This window comes from Paenibacillus sp. Y280 (assembly GCF_056786335.1).
Window position 1 is genome coordinate 174,951 of record NZ_JBXCIW010000004.1, and the last position, 15,526, is coordinate 190,476.

The 15,526-nt window shown below is 47.7% G+C and carries 13 protein-coding genes; 6 read left to right on the forward strand and 7 right to left on the reverse strand.

All coding sequences use genetic code 11. The features are described 5' to 3' along the window. Window positions 1–422 precede the first annotated feature (422 nt). The 4 genes from AC1TPC_RS06980 to AC1TPC_RS06995 form a co-directional block, all read right to left on the reverse strand. The gene (locus tag AC1TPC_RS06980) at window positions 423–1,958 is read right to left on the reverse strand and encodes a solute symporter family protein (protein WP_482066144.1); all 1,536 of its coding nucleotides are present in this window, start codon (window positions 1,956–1,958) and stop codon (window positions 423–425) included. 3 nt (window positions 1,959–1,961) lie between these two features. Then, the gene (locus tag AC1TPC_RS06985) at window positions 1,962–2,285 is read right to left on the reverse strand and encodes a DUF485 domain-containing protein (protein WP_482066145.1); all 324 of its coding nucleotides are present in this window, start codon (window positions 2,283–2,285) and stop codon (window positions 1,962–1,964) included. Window positions 2,286–2,440: 155 nt separating this feature from the next. After that, the gene (locus tag AC1TPC_RS06990) at window positions 2,441–3,217 is read right to left on the reverse strand and encodes a LytR/AlgR family response regulator transcription factor (protein WP_482066146.1); all 777 of its coding nucleotides are present in this window, start codon (window positions 3,215–3,217) and stop codon (window positions 2,441–2,443) included. Between the two features lie 159 nt (window positions 3,218–3,376). Further along, window positions 3,377–4,093, reverse strand: a complete 717-nt coding sequence (locus AC1TPC_RS06995) for a GntR family transcriptional regulator (protein WP_482066147.1) — start codon at window positions 4,091–4,093, stop codon at window positions 3,377–3,379. Window positions 4,094–4,533: 440 nt separating this feature from the next. Between AC1TPC_RS06995 and AC1TPC_RS07000 the strand changes: the two genes are divergently transcribed. The 5 genes from AC1TPC_RS07000 (at window position 4,534) to AC1TPC_RS07020 (ending at window position 10,117) form a co-directional block, all read left to right on the forward strand. Beyond that, window positions 4,534–5,898 (forward strand): ABC transporter substrate-binding protein, encoded by a 1,365-nt coding sequence (locus AC1TPC_RS07000; RefSeq protein WP_482066148.1) that lies wholly within the window; start codon window positions 4,534–4,536, stop codon window positions 5,896–5,898. A gap of 67 nt (window positions 5,899–5,965) precedes the next feature. After that, on the forward strand, window positions 5,966–6,871 hold the full coding sequence (locus AC1TPC_RS07005) for a carbohydrate ABC transporter permease (RefSeq protein ID WP_482066149.1): 906 nt from the start codon (window positions 5,966–5,968) through the stop codon (window positions 6,869–6,871). 20 nt (window positions 6,872–6,891) lie between these two features. Beyond that, window positions 6,892–7,815 (forward strand): carbohydrate ABC transporter permease, encoded by a 924-nt coding sequence (locus AC1TPC_RS07010; RefSeq protein WP_482066150.1) that lies wholly within the window; start codon window positions 6,892–6,894, stop codon window positions 7,813–7,815. Further along, window positions 7,812–8,801 (forward strand): N-acetylglucosamine kinase, encoded by a 990-nt coding sequence (locus tag AC1TPC_RS07015; RefSeq protein ID WP_482066151.1) that lies wholly within the window; start codon window positions 7,812–7,814, stop codon window positions 8,799–8,801. Before AC1TPC_RS07010 ends, AC1TPC_RS07015 begins: the two co-directional genes overlap by 4 nt. Next, on the forward strand, window positions 8,801–10,117 hold the full coding sequence (locus AC1TPC_RS07020) for a 6-phospho-beta-glucosidase (protein ID WP_482066294.1): 1,317 nt from the start codon (window positions 8,801–8,803) through the stop codon (window positions 10,115–10,117). The genes AC1TPC_RS07015 and AC1TPC_RS07020 overlap by 1 nt, the downstream gene beginning before the upstream one ends. Window positions 10,118–10,192: 75 nt before the next feature. On the opposite strand, the gene rpoN is transcribed toward AC1TPC_RS07020, so the two are convergent. The 3 genes from rpoN to adh all read right to left on the reverse strand — a co-directional run bounded on the left by rpoN (window position 10,193) and on the right by adh (window position 13,532). After that, window positions 10,193–11,500 (reverse strand): RNA polymerase factor sigma-54, encoded by a 1,308-nt coding sequence (gene rpoN / locus AC1TPC_RS07025; RefSeq protein ID WP_482066152.1) that lies wholly within the window; start codon window positions 11,498–11,500, stop codon window positions 10,193–10,195. Between the two features lie 133 nt (window positions 11,501–11,633). Then, window positions 11,634–11,999: a DUF779 domain-containing protein gene (locus tag AC1TPC_RS07030; protein ID WP_482066153.1), complete on the reverse strand. Its 366-nt coding sequence runs from the start codon at window positions 11,997–11,999 to the stop codon at window positions 11,634–11,636. A gap of 12 nt (window positions 12,000–12,011) precedes the next feature. Continuing rightward, window positions 12,012–13,532, reverse strand: coding sequence for an aldehyde dehydrogenase (adh, locus tag AC1TPC_RS07035; RefSeq protein WP_482066154.1), 1,521 nt, complete (start codon window positions 13,530–13,532; stop codon window positions 12,012–12,014). Window positions 13,533–13,771: 239 nt separating this feature from the next. On the opposite strand from adh, the gene AC1TPC_RS07040 reads away from it, so the two are divergent. Beyond that, complete coding sequence (locus tag AC1TPC_RS07040) at window positions 13,772–15,523, forward strand: sigma-54-dependent Fis family transcriptional regulator (protein WP_482066295.1); 1,752 nt, start codon at window positions 13,772–13,774, stop codon at window positions 15,521–15,523. Window positions 15,524–15,526 lie beyond the last annotated feature (3 nt).

The window sequence follows — 15,526 nt, forward strand, 5'->3', positions numbered from 1 at the left end:
CTGCCTAACCAGCCGAAACAAACAATCTGCTTATTATTGTCCCAAAATTGCCTCATTAAAACAAGGGGAGATAGGCAGTTATTTAGCCAATACGCTCATGATTAGGTGTTATCCAAGCAAAAAGCCTTCAAAACCGCCTAGATGAGCGGCTTTGAAGGCTATGTATTTCTACAGGCTCTGCTTCTCCAAGTTCAGCTCGAGCCGTACCGTTAAATCGTTTTCAGTCTCCAATACGACCGTATGCGGATTACCCCGTCATGTATGGTACGAAAATGATTGGCCAGGTCATCACCCTCCAGTCCCAGAAGGCTTTGGCCTTTACTGCTAAGGAATATACGATGCTGGCCGCACTGCCAAACTAGAAAAAAAATAGCGGCGCTTCTCTCCAGCAGGAGAGGAGCGCCGCTCAACATTCGATGCGGTTATTGCAGGTCTCGGATACCTGTGTTCGCTTTTACTAAAATCTCATCGTATTTCGCATCATCCCGCTTGGAGGACAATAGCGTTCCAATTATCGCGCCCAGGAAGCCTAGTGGGATCGAGATAATGCCTGGATTGGCCAGATCGAAAAGCGGGTCGCCTACAAAGATCGCTTTCCCAGCTACTGGGTTCCATACGTTCGGGCTGACCGCCACCAAAATAATCGCACTGAGCAGTCCTGTCAACATACCGGTAACCGCACCCGCTGTGTTGAATCTTCTCCAGAAGACGGTGAAGATAAGGACCGGCAGGTTCGCGCTCGCTGCAACGGCAAACGCTAATGCCACAAGGAACGCTACGTTCATTTTCTGAGCAAACAATGCGAGAATAATGGATAGGACAGCAACGCCAACGGATGCCAGTCTTGCCATGCGCACCTGTTCTTTCTCCTTTACATTACCCTTTTTAATAATGTGGCTGTAAAAGTCATGTGCAAACGCAGATGCCGCAGAGAGCACCAAGCCGGCAACGACAGCCAGGATGGTCGCGAAAGCAACCGCGGAAATAAAGGCAAACAGGAATTCGCCGCCTAGTGCTTTAGCAAGCAGCGGAGCAGCCATGTTGCCTGCTGCATTTACTTCAACAATTGCAGCCTCACCAACGAATGCTGCCGCGCCAAAGCCGAGGAACAATGTCATCACGTAGAACGCTCCGATAATCCATGTCGCTACGACAACCGATTTTCTGGCAGTAGGAGCATCTTTTACAGTGAAGAATCGAATCAAGATATGCGGCAATCCCGCAGTACCCAACACAAGCGCTATATTTAATGATATTGTATCCAAGCTGTTTTTGAATTTATTGCCTGGATTCAAGAACGCTTCCTTGAGCGGAGTAGCGGTTTTCATTTCATTAAACATATGGGCGATATTGAAATCAAATTTGGAGAAAACAATCATGGAAATGATAAACGTACCACCTACGAGCAGCACGCATTTTATAATTTGCACCCAGCTTGTTGCGGTCATACCGCCAAACACGACGTAAATCGTCATCAGCACGCCTACGATAAGCACAGCCGCTGTGTAGCTAAGGCCTGGAATCAGAAGCTTGATGAGAGCGCCCGCTCCGACCAGTTGGGCAATCATGTAGAAAATGGATATGACAATCGAGTTTAGAGCCGCGACCCCGCGAATTTTCTTGTTATTGAATCGCTCAGCTATCATGTCAGCCATTGTATACTTGCCCAAATTCCGCAGCGGCTCAGCTACGAGATATAGGACGACCAAATAAGCGACGAGAAACCCGATGCTATAAAAAAATCCATCAAATCCATATAATGCGACCATCCCGGCTATTCCAAGGAAGGAAGCAGCGGACATGTAATCGCCTGCAATAGCTAGTCCATTCTGCCAGCCGGTCAAACCGCCGCCAGCCGTGTAAAACTCACTTGCTGTATTCGTTTTTTTGGAAGCAAAATAAGTGATGACCAGCGTACCAAGCACGATGACCAAAAACAACAGGAATGCTGTATTCATAGATCAGCCGCCTTCTTTCCCCTTATGATGAACTTCACTCTTGATCTGGTCACACATGTTGTCAAACTCGACCGACTTCCTGCTATAGAGAGAACATAAGACCCAAGTCATAATAAACTGGGCAAATGCGAACACCCAGGCCCAAGAAATCGGCCCCACAGCAGCATTATTCAATACTTTGGAATAAGACGTTAAGACGGGAAGGGTGATATAAAACGCGAGAAAAAAAACAGTGATTGGTACGATGAACCTTTTCTTCTTAGCCATCAGCGTAACGAACAGCTGAGATCGGGCGATGTCGCTGTAATTGATTTTGCCCTTCTGCAAAAGAATCCCTCCCTGATTAAGGAAATTATGTTTTTGTAAGCACTTTAATTATATCGCGACTCTTGAATCTGAACATTAGTTTGGCGCGAAATGTCGAAATTCATACCCTAAATACAAAAAAACAGTCCTGAAAGGACTGTTTAACCGATTTGATGTTACTTTCCCTGCAATAACAGAAGCATATCTTTGATCTCATTTCGGGAAACTGGAATTTTTATCTGCTCGGGAAGCTTAAGAACAGCGTTATATGCGCCGTTTGCCCAAGGCTCGATCTCCTGAATAAAATTCAAGTTCAACAAATAGCTGCGATGCGGTCTGAAAAATGCCGCTCCCAGCCGTTGTCCCAGCTCATGCAGTGTTTGCTTCGATGTATAACAACGACCGTCTGCTGTATAAATACGGGTGAATTTCTCCTCTTTCACTGCATAAACGATAATATCCGTATCGAGCACCATGATTCGATCATAAGCCTCAACGAGGAGCTTGCTATGTAAAAAGCGAATGCTCTCCTTCATTGGAACAGCAGCATTTTCACTTGATTCGTTCACCACTTGCTTTTTCGTACCCGATTTCCGCTCGCGGATCCGATCTAAAGTCTGCCGCAGCCGCTCTTCCCCATAAGGCTTGAGCAAATAATCCATCGCGCCGATCTCGAAAGCCTCCAGAGCATATTGATCGCTTGCTGTTGTAAAAATAACGAAAGGGCGGAAATCCAAGTCGTGGAGGAGACGTGCCGTTTGAAAGCCGTCTATACCCGGCATTTCGATATCTAGAAATAGAGCATCCGGCTTGAAGTCCCTCACGAGCTTAACCGTCTCCATCCCGCTGGATGCGTTTGGAAATAGCTCAATATCCTGCTCCTTGGAAAGTAAGTCAATGAGCTTTTCCTTTGCCAAATGCTCATCTGCCGCGATTAGGACCCGAAGCTTCATGCTGCATACCCTCCGTTATCTCATTTGACCCATTAAGGCATTCGAACTTGAGGCATTAGTCGTTAGTATTTCCGATATGGTCACAATACATGATCATTCAGATGGTGGAAGAACGAAATCTTAGGGCATCCGTTGTGGATGCCCTATCGTCTCTTGCTATTATAATTTGCGCTCGAAGGTAAACTTAGCACGATCGCCCCTAAAAATTTCATGCGAATATTCTACCGGTTTATTGCCCGTCGAGTAAGTGACTGTATTCAGAAGAAGGCTTGGAGCCCCAATAGGAGCGCTCAAATGCTTGCTAATGGCTTCATCAATCAAGATGGGCTCAATTGATTCCACGCAATGGGACAGCTGAATAGAAAATTTCTCTCTCATTAGCGCGTACAATGAACCAGAACATTCTTCCTTCGTAAGTCCCGGTGTCACCTTCCAAGGAATATAGGTGATTGAGAATAATAAGGGGAGCCCATCTGCATATCGTATTCTTTCCAGCCGAAACACAGGATCATTTTCCGCAATTTCCAATTTTTTCGTTAATCGCTTGTCTGCAGAAACAACGGTAAGATCAACAACTTCCGTATCGATTTGTTGACCGCGTCCCTTCAAATGCTCATTGAAGCTGCGGTAGGGGGCAACGGACTGCTCTATTTTGGGCAAAGAAACAAAAGTTCCCTTCCCTTGAATTTGATAAATATGACCTTCTAATTTAAGCTGGCTTAATGCCTGCCTTATAGTTGTGCGACTTACGCCGAACTTCTCGCATAAATCAGATTCTGTAGGAAACTGCTCCCCAGGTGTATACTTCCCCTCGTCAATCATATCAAGCAGTTTTTCCTTAACTATATAATAAAGCGCAATGCCGTCCTTCTTCATGATTACTATTAACCTCCGGAAGTAAAATTACATCTATCATCATACCATGTCATTTGTCATTACAACAATATAAGGCCTTATAGAATGCAAAGGTACCGTTTTCATTTTCACTAAAATTATAAATGTTATGATAGTTGACACATTTTTTGAATCATACTATACTCGGTTTATGAAAGCGGTAAATATTCAAACATTTGTATTCAAATTTGTTACTATAACAATATGAATTACAGAAATTGATATCTAAACGTCCATTCTTCTCTTAGGTAAAACCGAGGTAAATACAGGAAATTGAAACTACTCTCATCAAATTTGTTACTACAACCAAATGAATTAATATAATTCGTATTCTATTGAGAGGGGGGATACTTGCAGTTAAGCCATAATCTTTAGTTCATCTTTATCTATTTAGGGGACTCATAACTTGCGGAGGTGTACGAATGAAGAAGAAATGGAAAGCGTTGATGGTTGCTACATTGTGTTTGGTACTGCTGGCTGGCTGCAGCGGCGCACCTAAAACGTCGACAAATGCTGAAAGCGGCAACAAAGGCAATAACGGAGAGACTGCGGCAGCAAACGAATTGGATTGGAGCAAAACAGACGATCCCTCGTTGAAAGGCCAAGAAATCAATGTGCTTTGGGCTGTATCTAAAGGTGCTGACAGCCCGCGCGTCGGCATGGTAAAGAAATTCACAGATAAAACAGGCATCAAAGTCAATATTATCGGCGTAGATTACAACTCCTTGTACTCCAAAATTACCGTTTCCGCAATGTCGAACTCAGCCGATCTCGATGTTGTGGAAATGGACACCATCTGGGCTGGTCAATTTCTAGAAGGGAACTTGGCTGAAGACTTAACGGATATTATCCCACAAGATGTACAAAGCCAATTCACGCCATCGTCCCTAAGCTCCGTAACCTATAATGGACGGCTAGCTGCGATCCCTTGGTATTCAGGAACAAAGCATTTCTACTGGAACAAAGAGCTTTTGGCTAACGCCGGCATTACTCAAGCTCCAAAAACGTATGATGAATTCCGCGAAGCTTCGAAGAAGCTTACAGGCAACGGCATCTATGCATCCGGTTGGTCTTGGAAGCAATCCGAATCTCTCATTACCGATTATGTGAGCTTGACCTACGCATTTGGCGGCAAGTTCTTTGATGAAAACGGCAAGCCCTCCTTCAATAAAGGCGGTGCACTTGATGCGCTTCAATATATGGTCGATATTCTTAACACAGACAAGACCGTAGATCCTGCAAGCTTGCAATGGTCGGAGGAAGATGTAACGCGTGCATTCTCAGCTGGCAAGCTCGCTATGATCAGCTCATGGGAAGGCCGTTATCCGGATTTGAACGACCCTACCAAATCCAGCGTAGTGGACAAGACGGATGTTGGTTTAATGCCTGGTCAAGGCGATGTTGTTTCCGCAGCAGTTACGGGCTCTGAGGGTCTGGCTATCATGAAGAGCAGCAAGCACAAACAAGCGGCTCTTGCTTTCCTGAAATGGATTGGAGAAAGAGAATATCAATTGGATGAATACGTAATTGAAGGCCAATACCCCGTTCTGCAAAGCTTGTACACAGATCCTGAGCTTCTAGCGGCTGATAAGACAGGCACAATCAAGAAAATTTCCGAGCAGTACAACTACGGGCATGACCGTCCGAACGCTCCTGGTTACGTTCACTGGTCCGACCTTCTGTCTGCTGAGCTTCACCAAGCGCTCTTAGGACAAAAAACACCAGAAGAAGCTTTAAACGCAGCTACAGAAAAAATCGAGAAAGCCATTGCTGAATCGACAAAATGATAAACGGAATTCGCGGGTTAGCTCTCTAAAGAGAGCTAGCCCGCAAAATTCTTTAGAGGGAGGATCTATGAATAAAACCATCGGCAGCAACAAAAGACTTCTAAACCACGACCGCAAAAATATGCTATTGGCGCTTTTATTCATTTTGCCTACTGCTTATTTATTAATAAAAACGTTTGTTGTACCTGTATACGATACGATTATCTGGAGCTTCTACCATTACAATTTAATGGATGGTTCCACTCCTTATTATGTTGGTTTTAAAAACTATTTGGACGTTCTAAAAAGCGCGGATTTCCAAATTTCGATGAACCGCACCTTTGTTTTCACTGTGCTGTCCGTTTCGCTAGAGCTGTTTTTCGGCTTTGTCAGCGCCTTGCTGCTGAACCAGACATTTAGGGGCAGATCGTTTTTCAGAGCGATCATTATTATCCCTTGGGCGCTGCTTACTCTCGTTAACGGTTTGACTTGGCAGTGGATTTTAAACCCAGGTTATGGCGGCTTGACGGTTATATTGCATAAATTGCATATTCTTGCCCCGGGTGTAAATCCGGTATGGCTGGCCGACCCAAGTCATCTCGTTTATTTCGTCGTGCTTGCGGACGCTTGGAAGATGACGCCTTTTATAACGATCATTCTACTAGCAGGCTTACAATCCATTTCCTCGGATTTATATGAAGCTTCCATGCTCGACGGGGCTAACTTTTGGAAAAAAGTATTTCATATTACGCTTCCGCAGCTCGCGCCTTCCATTATGATGGCTCTCGTCCTGCGGACAATGGGCGCTTTTAAAGTTTACGATGTTCTAACGGTCTTTACCGGAGATGCGACAACCTCCGTCTCTTATTTAACCTTTAATAACGCGTTTCGATATTTCTTTCTCGGGAAGGCATCTGCCATGGCGTGGATGACTGCAATCGTCATTCTGTTACTGGCTATCCTCTATGTTCGTTTGCTTAACAAAAAAGAATAATACTTCACGGAGGTGAAAACATGCACTCGAAAAAAAATAAATGGAATCAGATGTTCAAAGCGGCCAGCACCGATCTATTCCCGCCCTTCTATTTATGGATAGGCGTCATTTTGCTCGCGATTTTCACTTTAGTTCCTTTTATATACCTGTTCTTATCCTCATTGTCTTTAGAAGTCGAGCTCATTAACGGTCATTTGATCCCGCATTCGCCGACGTTGAAAAACTATATCGGCCTGCTCTCGGGAAGCAATGCCGTCGTGTTCCTCAGTGCATTAAAAAACAGCGTGGTCGTATCCGTACTGGTCACTGTAATCTCGATATTTGTCGGTGTATTTGCGGCGTACGCGTTCTCCCGAATTAAATTCCCATTTCGCAAAACGGGATTGTTTGTCATTCTTGCGGTGCAAATCATGCCTTCAATTAGTATTATTACACCGCTATACATCCTGATGAGGGACGGTATCACGCTCGATATTCCTTTTACAAGCATCGTATTGCTTCAAACGCCGCCCCTGCTCGATTCAGTATGGGCTCTGATCTTCTCCTATACATCTTTCAGCTTGCCCTACGTGGTTTGGCTTCTGGCTGGTTATTTCCAAACGATTCCGAAGGAGCTGGAGGAAGCCTCCTATGTGGATGGCTGCAGCCGAATTCGGACGATGTTTCGCATTATTTTGCCATTATCGATGCCCGGAATCGCGGCTACTGCTATTTTCGCCTTTTTGAACGCATGGGATGAATTTCTGTTTGCGAATGCTTTCACCCAAACCTACGCTTCCAAAACGCTTCCAGTCATGGTGGCTGAGTTTGTCGGGAAGCACAGTATCGATTGGGGCTCCATGACAGCGGGCGGGTTTTTGGCTTCATTGCCTCCGGTAATTATCTCTCTCTTCCTATATAAGTACATTATTGGAGGAGTAATGGCTGGCGGTGTAAAAGAATGACAACGAACACATATATGCTTGGTGTTGATGGCGGCGGCTCTAAAACGTATGCGGTTATCGTAAACGGCAATGGCGATAAAATCAGCAGCGGAATATCTGGAGCAAGCAACCATCAAAGCATAGGGATAGACAAAGCTATCGCCCATATTAATGAGTCGATTAATCAAGCACTCCAAGCTGCCGACCTGTCTCATTCGGATATTGCCTTTACACAATACGGTCTCGCAGGACTAGACCGGCAACAAGATTACTACATCGTCCGGCCCGCTTTATCCCTTATTCCATTCGCAAATTGGGACATGGTATCCGACACTTTCGAAGGTCTGCGGACGGGTAGCGCAAGCAACACAGGTGTTGTGCTTATCTGCGGCACCGGATCGAATGCAGCAGGCAGAAATGATGCCGGCGAAACGGTGCAGGTCGGAGGCATCGGCTATTTGTACGGAGATAATCTTGGAGCAAATTATATGGCAACAACGATGTTCCGGGCGGCAGTCAGATCCTGGGAGGGCCGTGAAATCCCTTCGATTTTGCCTGAGAAACTGCTCCAATACTTCGGATTCCCTACGATGGGTGATCTCATTAATGACTTCCTGGACCGGGACATCCAACATATTCGCGAAGGCAGATTGACCATATCTTTGCATGAAGCGGCCGCCGAGGGAGATACGCTGGCTATTCACCTGTTGAAGGAAGCAGGAAATGAGCTGGGAATTACGGCAAATACCGTTATTCGCAGGCTCGGTGGCTTTAAAGGGAAAACGGTCCCGATCGTTCTCATTGGAAGTGTCCTTCAGAAGGGCCGCAGTCCCTACCTTCTAAATGAATTGCGCAAAGTCTTGGATATGGAGAACCCAAGCGTTGAATTGATTATTCCGGAAATCGCACCGGTATACGGCTCGATATTGCTGGCTATGGACCATCTACAGATTTCGGTTACAGATGATACGCTTAACAAATTCAATGCATATGGAGGATATGAATGATGAGAGAACCACATTTAAAAATAGCGGTAATTGGCGGGGGGTCTTCATATACCCCAGAGTTAATCGAAGGCTTTATCAAGCGTTACGAAGAATTGCCTGTAAAAGATTTGTACTTGGTAGATATTGAGGCAGGCCGGGAGAAGCTCGAAATCGTTGGCAGCCTTGCCAAGCGGATGCTTGAAAAAGCGAATGTACCGATTAACCTTCACCTCACGTTTGACCGTCGCGAAGCCATTCGGGATGCCGACTTCGTAACGACTCAAATGCGGGTGGGCTTGCTGGAAGCACGCGGCCGTGATGAGCGGATTCCGCTTAGATATAATTGTATTGGCCAGGAAACGACTGGCGCAGGCGGATTCGCTAAAGGCTTGCGCACCATCCCCGTCATTCTGGATATATGCAAGGACATCGAGGAGCTTGCGCCTAATGCGCTCTTAGTCAACTTCACGAATCCAGCCGGCATGGTTACCGAAGCTGTGCTGAAGTACTCCAATGTACGAACAATGGGCCTATGCAATCTGCCGATCGAAACCAAAATGCAAATCGCCAGCTTGATGGGCGTAGATGTATCCAGCATTGATATTGAAATGGTCGGCATTAACCATCTGAACTGGACGACAAAAATTTTAGTCGATGGCGTGGACAGAACCGACGACATTTTGTTCCAAGCTTCCGGCGACTCCAAATTTACGATGCAAAATATACCTGGCTTCTCCTGGAGTCCAGAATTTATTCAATCGTTAGGCGCTCTTCCTTGCGGCTACCACCGCTATTTCTATATGAAGGAACAAATGCTTAAGAAACAGCTGGAGGAAGTCAATACGAAAGGGACTCGGGCTGAGATCGTGAAGCAAGTGGAAAACGAGCTGTTCGAGCTGTACAAAGATCCTAACCTTGCCGTGAAGCCAAAGCAATTGGAACTGCGCGGCGGCGCTTATTACTCAGATTCTGCACTTAATTTGATCTCTTCCATCTACAACAACAAGAAGGACTGCCAGATTGTAAATGTAAGAAACAACAGAACCATTCCTTGCTTGCCTGATGATGCTTCTATTGAGGTAAACTGTGTGATTGGCTCGGATGGCGCAAAACCCATTCAGCTCACTACACCGATGAATCCAAAAATACGCGGCCTTCTGCAAATCGTAAAGGCTTATGAAGAGCTTGCCATTGAGGCAGCTGTTAAAGGCGACTACAATGCAGCTTTGCAAGCATTGACTATCCATCCTTTGGTTGGGTCAGCAGATCTTGCGAAGCCTATGCTTGATGATATTCTTGCAGAGAACCGCGAATTTTTGCCGCAATTCCACAAATAATACATGAAAAGGGCGCCGCTCCTGTCGATCGTACATGACAAGAGCGTGCGCCCTTTCTAAATCATAGGTTAAGCATTACATTTGCCTCTTAAGCGATTGCTTCCTCCCAGTAGAGGATCGCACGCTCATTTGCTCTCGATACTTGGTCACGGTTCTACGTGAGATCAGCAGCCCCTCGCTTGCAAGAAGCGAGGCGAGTTGTTGGTCCGATAATGGCGAGTCCGGCTTCTCCGCTGCTATATGTTCACGAATTCGCTCCTTCATATACATTGGCGATACCAGTGTTCCGTCAGCATGCTTGATCGAGGACCCAAAAAAATACTTGAGCGCATAAAGCCCCCACGGCGTGCGAATATACTTATAGTTGATAGCTCGGCTGACCGTTGATTCATGCATGTGCAGCGCATCGGCTACTTGCTTCATGGTCATGGGCCGAATATGGGAGACGCCATGGCTGCAAAACGCTGCCTGCAGCTCAAAAATAACGGCGGCGGTTTTCAGCAGCGTAACCTTTCTGCGCTCGATGTTGCTCGTTAGCTCTCTCGCTGCCTGCCAGTTTTTTTTCAAATAGCGCTGGACATCCTTTGAGGCATTCTGCTCCATTATGCTCAAATAGGATGGATTGATGGTGATGTGCGGCAAACAGGATTGATCGAGGTACACCTCATATTTGCCTTCCAATTGCCTAAGATGTAGATCTGGATTTATATATTGCGGCTTTTCCCTACCGTACAATGCCCCTGGCTTTGGATTAAGCGAGCTGATCTTCGCTATGGCTGCCTTAATGTCCGAAAGCTCTGTTCCGTATTTCTCCGCCAGCTGCCGCAGCTTCCCTTGCGCGATGGTCGGCAAGTCATGCAAGACAAGGTTAATCACTAACGAATCTCGCTCCTGCTGATGCTGTAATTGGAGAATCAGGCACTCCGCTAACGTCGATGCTCCCACACCGTGCGGCTCAAAGCTTTGAATGATGCCGACAGCCTCGCTTACCTGCTTGAAAGCAGCGCCATTTAGCGCAGCAATCTCCTCTTTGGCATACAGGAGATAGCCCTTGTCATCCAAATTTCCGATAATCCATTTGCACAACGTCATTGTTGCGCGATCAAGCTTCAAATAGGCGAGCTGCTCAAGCAATACCGATTCTAAGGTCGTCTCGCTTGAATGCTCGACATTTAGCCACCAATCTGGATCGGTGCTGCCTATATGGCGGTTAAGGGAGACTTCCTTCGCCGGCTGCAGCTCAATAAAGGGATTATCCAGCGCTTGCTGCTTCATGAATTCATTTAATTCCAAGGAGGACATCTGAAGGATTTCCATAGACTGCCGCATTTGCGGTGTAAGCTGCAGCTTCTGCTGCTGTTGAGCAGCCAATGAGATTTCCATGCACATTCCCCCTTAGATCTTATGTAAACGTTTACTTAATATTATATTCGTTTTTTCTTCTCTATTTCCATCATAAAATAAACCCTGCTCTCTACTAGAAGAAAGCAGGGGTGGATTATAGTGAATAATTGCTTTAAAGCCCCAGCACGCCCCGCTCCTCTTCGGTGAACATCCTCGAGCGAGTCAGAAACCGCCGGCCTTCCGGCCCTTCCAGCGAGAACATCCCGCCTCTGCCGGGCACCACGTCAATAATGAGCTGCGTGTTCTTCCAATAATCGTATTGCGAATTGCTCATATAGAATGGGGCATCGCCTATGTCCCCAAGCCATACATCGCTGTCGCCAATCAGAAACTCCCCTCGCGCGTAGCACATCGGAGAGCTGCCGTCGCAGCAGCCGCCTGATTGATGGAACATGACCGGGCCATGCTTGGCCTTTACCCATTCAATGAGCGCAAGGGCGGCATCGGTAGCGACAACCTTGCTCACTTCTGTCGTCATCGCAGCACACGCTTAGAAGAAGCCCAACGCGTCGGGGCTGTAGCTGACGAGCAAATTTTTGGTTTGCTGATAATGGGAAAGCATCATCTTGTGATTCTCGCGCCCGATGCCCGACGTCTTATAGCCGCCGAACGCCGCATGGGCAGGATATGCATGGTAGCAGTTCGTCCATACGCGTCCGGCTTGAATGCCGCGCCCCATCCGGTAGGCCGTATTCATGTCGCGCGTCCATACGCCGGAGCCAAGTCCATAGAGCGTGTCATTGGCAATGGCGAGCGCCTCCTCCTGATCCTTGAACGTCGTGACGGAGAGGACCGGTCCAAAGATCTCCTCTTGGAAAATTCTCATCTGATTATGCCCCTTCAGCACGGTTGGCTGAATATAGTTGCCCTCGGAAATATCCCCTTCGAGCGCAGCGCGGTTTCCGCCAATGAGGCATTCAGCGCCTTCCTGTGCGCCGATGTTGATATAGCTCATAATTTTCTCCACCTGCTCGGTAGAGGCCTGCGCTCCAATCATCGTGTCCGTATCGAGAGGATTGCCTTGCTTAATGGATGCAACCCGCTTCAAGGCTCTTTCCATAAACTGATCATAGATCGATTCCTGAATGAGCGCGCGGGATGGACTGGTACAGACCTCTCCTTGATTGAGCGCGAACATCGCGAAACCCTCGAGCGTTTTATTGAAGAAGGCGTCATCACGAGCGACTACATCCTCGAAGAAAATGTTAGGCGACTTGCCGCCCAGCTCCAAGGTAACCGGAATCAGGTTCTGCGAAGCATACTGCATAATTAAGCGGCCCGTCGTCGTCTCGCCGGTAAAGGCGATTTTGGAAATACGGCTGCTCGAGGCAAGCGGCTTCCCTGCTTCAAGCCCAAAGCCGTTTACGATGTTCAGCACGCCCGGCGGCAGCAAATCTTGGATAAGCTCTATCAGCACCAAGATGGATGCCGGTGTCTGCTCAGCAGGCTTCAGGACGATCGCATTGCCTGCCGCAAGCGCCGGAGCGAGCTTCCATGTCGCCATGAGCAGCGGAAAGTTCCACGGTATAATCAGGCCGACGACGCCCAGCGGCTCATTGAAATGGTAAGCAACCATATTGTCATCCAATTGGCTGAGCGAGCCCTCCTGCGCGCGAATGCTTCCCGCAAAATAGCGGAAATGATCGATAACCAGCGGCAGATCTGCTGCCAGCGTCTCCCGAACCGGCTTGCCGTTATCCCAGGTATCGGCAACCGCCAGCATCTCTAAATTGGCTTCTATCCGGTCAGCAATTTTGTTCAAAATAACGGCACGCTCCGCAACTGACATGCGTCCCCATGCATCCTTGGCAGCATGCGCTGCATCTAGTGCCAGCTCGATATCCTCTGACGTCGAGCGCGGCACCTCGCAAAAAACACGGTTATTTACAGGCGACGGATTTTCGAAGTACTGGCCTTTAACAGGCGCAGTCCACTGTCCGCCGATAAAGTTTTCATACCGTTTTTTAAATGTAAGCTTTGATCCGTTTTGTCCAGGTTGTGCATAAATCATGTAGCTCAGCCTCCTTAAAATGGATTACATTAATTATATAAGCAAGAATCGTGCCAACTTACGGAATGGCGGCAAATCAGTCTTTTGTGTAAGCGCTTCACCAATGCTGTTCCGCTTTGATACATGAGAAGTGTTTCATTTCGGAACATTCTGTCTTCTTGCTCTCCATTAATAAAAGCAACTATGGTATGATCGGGTTAGGATACCGATTGCGCCTGGAGGTGTATATTTTGCTATCAGTGGAAAATAAATTTTTATCCGAAGCGGCGGCGCTGTCTTGGAAGCGCTGTCACGAATTAGGTTTAAAGCCTACCGACCCCATTGACGATGACATCTTAACCGGAAGCCGCATACAGCCCATACTCAAGCAAAACGAGCAAACGATTCATTACACGGAGCAAGTATTCGAGCATTTGCATGCAGGCATCAAGCAATCCGGCCAAATGGCGCTGCTTATCGATCCGCAGGGAACGATCATTCATACGGCTGGAGATGCCGATTTCTCTCGCCGGGCGGTAGCCGTTCAACTGCAGGTAGGAGCCAATTGGGCGGAGAGACGAAAAGGCACCAACGCAATCGGCGTCGCCATCGCGGAGAAGAAGCCGGTGCGCATACATGCCGAAGAGCATTTTTTCAGCTCCAATCACTTCTTGACCTGCGCTTCTGCTCCCATCTTCAACGCAATCGGCGAGCTGATCGGCATCATTAATATTAGCGGCAAGCAGGAGCATTACCATGTCTATACGTTCTCTCTTGCCTGTATGGCCGCCTTCTCCATCCAAAACAAAATATTGCTGGAGGAGTCGAAGAAGGAGCAACTCCTTACATTAAGAGAGCTGGACTACTCCTCACAAAATCATCCTTTGCCGCTGCTCTCCATCAGCCGGGATAACCGTATTCTGCGCACTAATCAAGCAGCCCTCCGCATTGTAGGAAGCGGCGCAATCGGCCAAGAGCTAGGGAAGCTGGACGGCTTCTCGGTGGAAACCGTTCATAATGAGCATCAGAGGCTGTGGCAGTCCGTCTCTATTCGGAAGCAGGAGGATGGCGAGCGGCGTTTGTATACGTTTAGAGATATTGTCGGTACATGTCCGGCGATCATACAGAAAAAGGAGCTCGCCCAGAAGGCGGCGGCAACCGATTTCCCTGTCCTATTGCTCGGCGAGAGCGGAGCCGGGAAGGAATTGTTCGCGCAATCGATTCATACCGCAAGCAATCGATCGTCGGAGCCGTTCATTGCCCTTAATTGCAGCGCGATCCCGGACAGCCTCATTGAGAGCGAATTATTCGGCTATGCTCGCGGCGCTTTCACGGGCGCGAACAAGGATGGCAACGCCGGGAAGTTCGAGGCCGCGCATAAAGGCACAATATTTCTAGATGAGATAGGCGACATGCCTCTTCGCGCACAGGCTGCTTTGCTTAGAGTGCTTCAGGAGAGCATGATTACGCCGGTAGGCAGCACGAAGAGCAAAAGGGTCGATATTAGAGTCATTGCGGCGACGAATAAGGACTTGGCTGCGGAGGTAAAGGCCGGCCGGTTCCGCACCGATCTCTATTATCGGCTGAAGGGGATACACATTACGCTGCCGGCATTGCGGGAAAGAAGCGATATTTTGACATTGGCCGCACATTTGCTCCAGAAGCATGCTTCGCCATGCCCCTTCCTAACGGAAGCAGCGCAGCAGAAGCTGTCAGCCTATAGCTGGCCAGGCAACATCAGAGAGCTTAACGGCATTCTTATGCAGGCGGTCTTCCTAGCGGACGGACAGGCGATTGACGCTGTGCATTTATCGTTCGATGAGCAGGGCGAAGCTTCACAGGCCGGAGCTGGCAAGGATCAACCGCTCACCCTAAAAGATGCAGAAATAACAGCAATCAAGCAGGCGCTAAAGGCCTCGGAGTGGAATCTAAGCAAGGCGGCGGGGCAATTGAAGATCGGAAGAACAACTTTATATCGCAAAATCGAGGAGTACGGCATCACGATGTTTTAGCGC

Bases quoted from the DNA above. Each gene is read 5' to 3' on its own strand.
- AC1TPC_RS07030 (WP_482066153.1), bottom strand. From the start codon at position 11,999: ATGACGACAGAAGTGAGCAAGGTTGTCGCTACCGATGCCGCCCTTGCG.
- AC1TPC_RS07020 (WP_482066294.1), top strand. From the start codon at position 8,801: ATGAGAGAACCACATTTAAAAATAGCGGTAATTGGCGGGGGGTCTTCA.
- AC1TPC_RS06995 (WP_482066147.1), bottom strand. From the start codon at position 4,093: ATGAAGAAGGACGGCATTGCGCTTTATTATATAGTTAAGGAAAAACTG.
- AC1TPC_RS07005 (WP_482066149.1), top strand. From the start codon at position 5,966: ATGAATAAAACCATCGGCAGCAACAAAAGACTTCTAAACCACGACCGC.
- AC1TPC_RS06990 (WP_482066146.1), bottom strand. From the start codon at position 3,217: ATGAAGCTTCGGGTCCTAATCGCGGCAGATGAGCATTTGGCAAAGGAA.
- AC1TPC_RS07000 (WP_482066148.1), top strand. From the start codon at position 4,534: ATGAAGAAGAAATGGAAAGCGTTGATGGTTGCTACATTGTGTTTGGTA.
- adh (WP_482066154.1), bottom strand. From the start codon at position 13,532: ATGATTTATGCACAACCTGGACAAAACGGATCAAAGCTTACATTTAAA.
- AC1TPC_RS06980 (WP_482066144.1), bottom strand. From the start codon at position 1,958: ATGAATACAGCATTCCTGTTGTTTTTGGTCATCGTGCTTGGTACGCTG.
- AC1TPC_RS07010 (WP_482066150.1), top strand. From the start codon at position 6,892: ATGCACTCGAAAAAAAATAAATGGAATCAGATGTTCAAAGCGGCCAGC.
- rpoN (WP_482066152.1), bottom strand. From the start codon at position 11,500: ATGGAAATCTCATTGGCTGCTCAACAGCAGCAGAAGCTGCAGCTTACA.
- AC1TPC_RS07015 (WP_482066151.1), top strand. From the start codon at position 7,812: ATGACAACGAACACATATATGCTTGGTGTTGATGGCGGCGGCTCTAAA.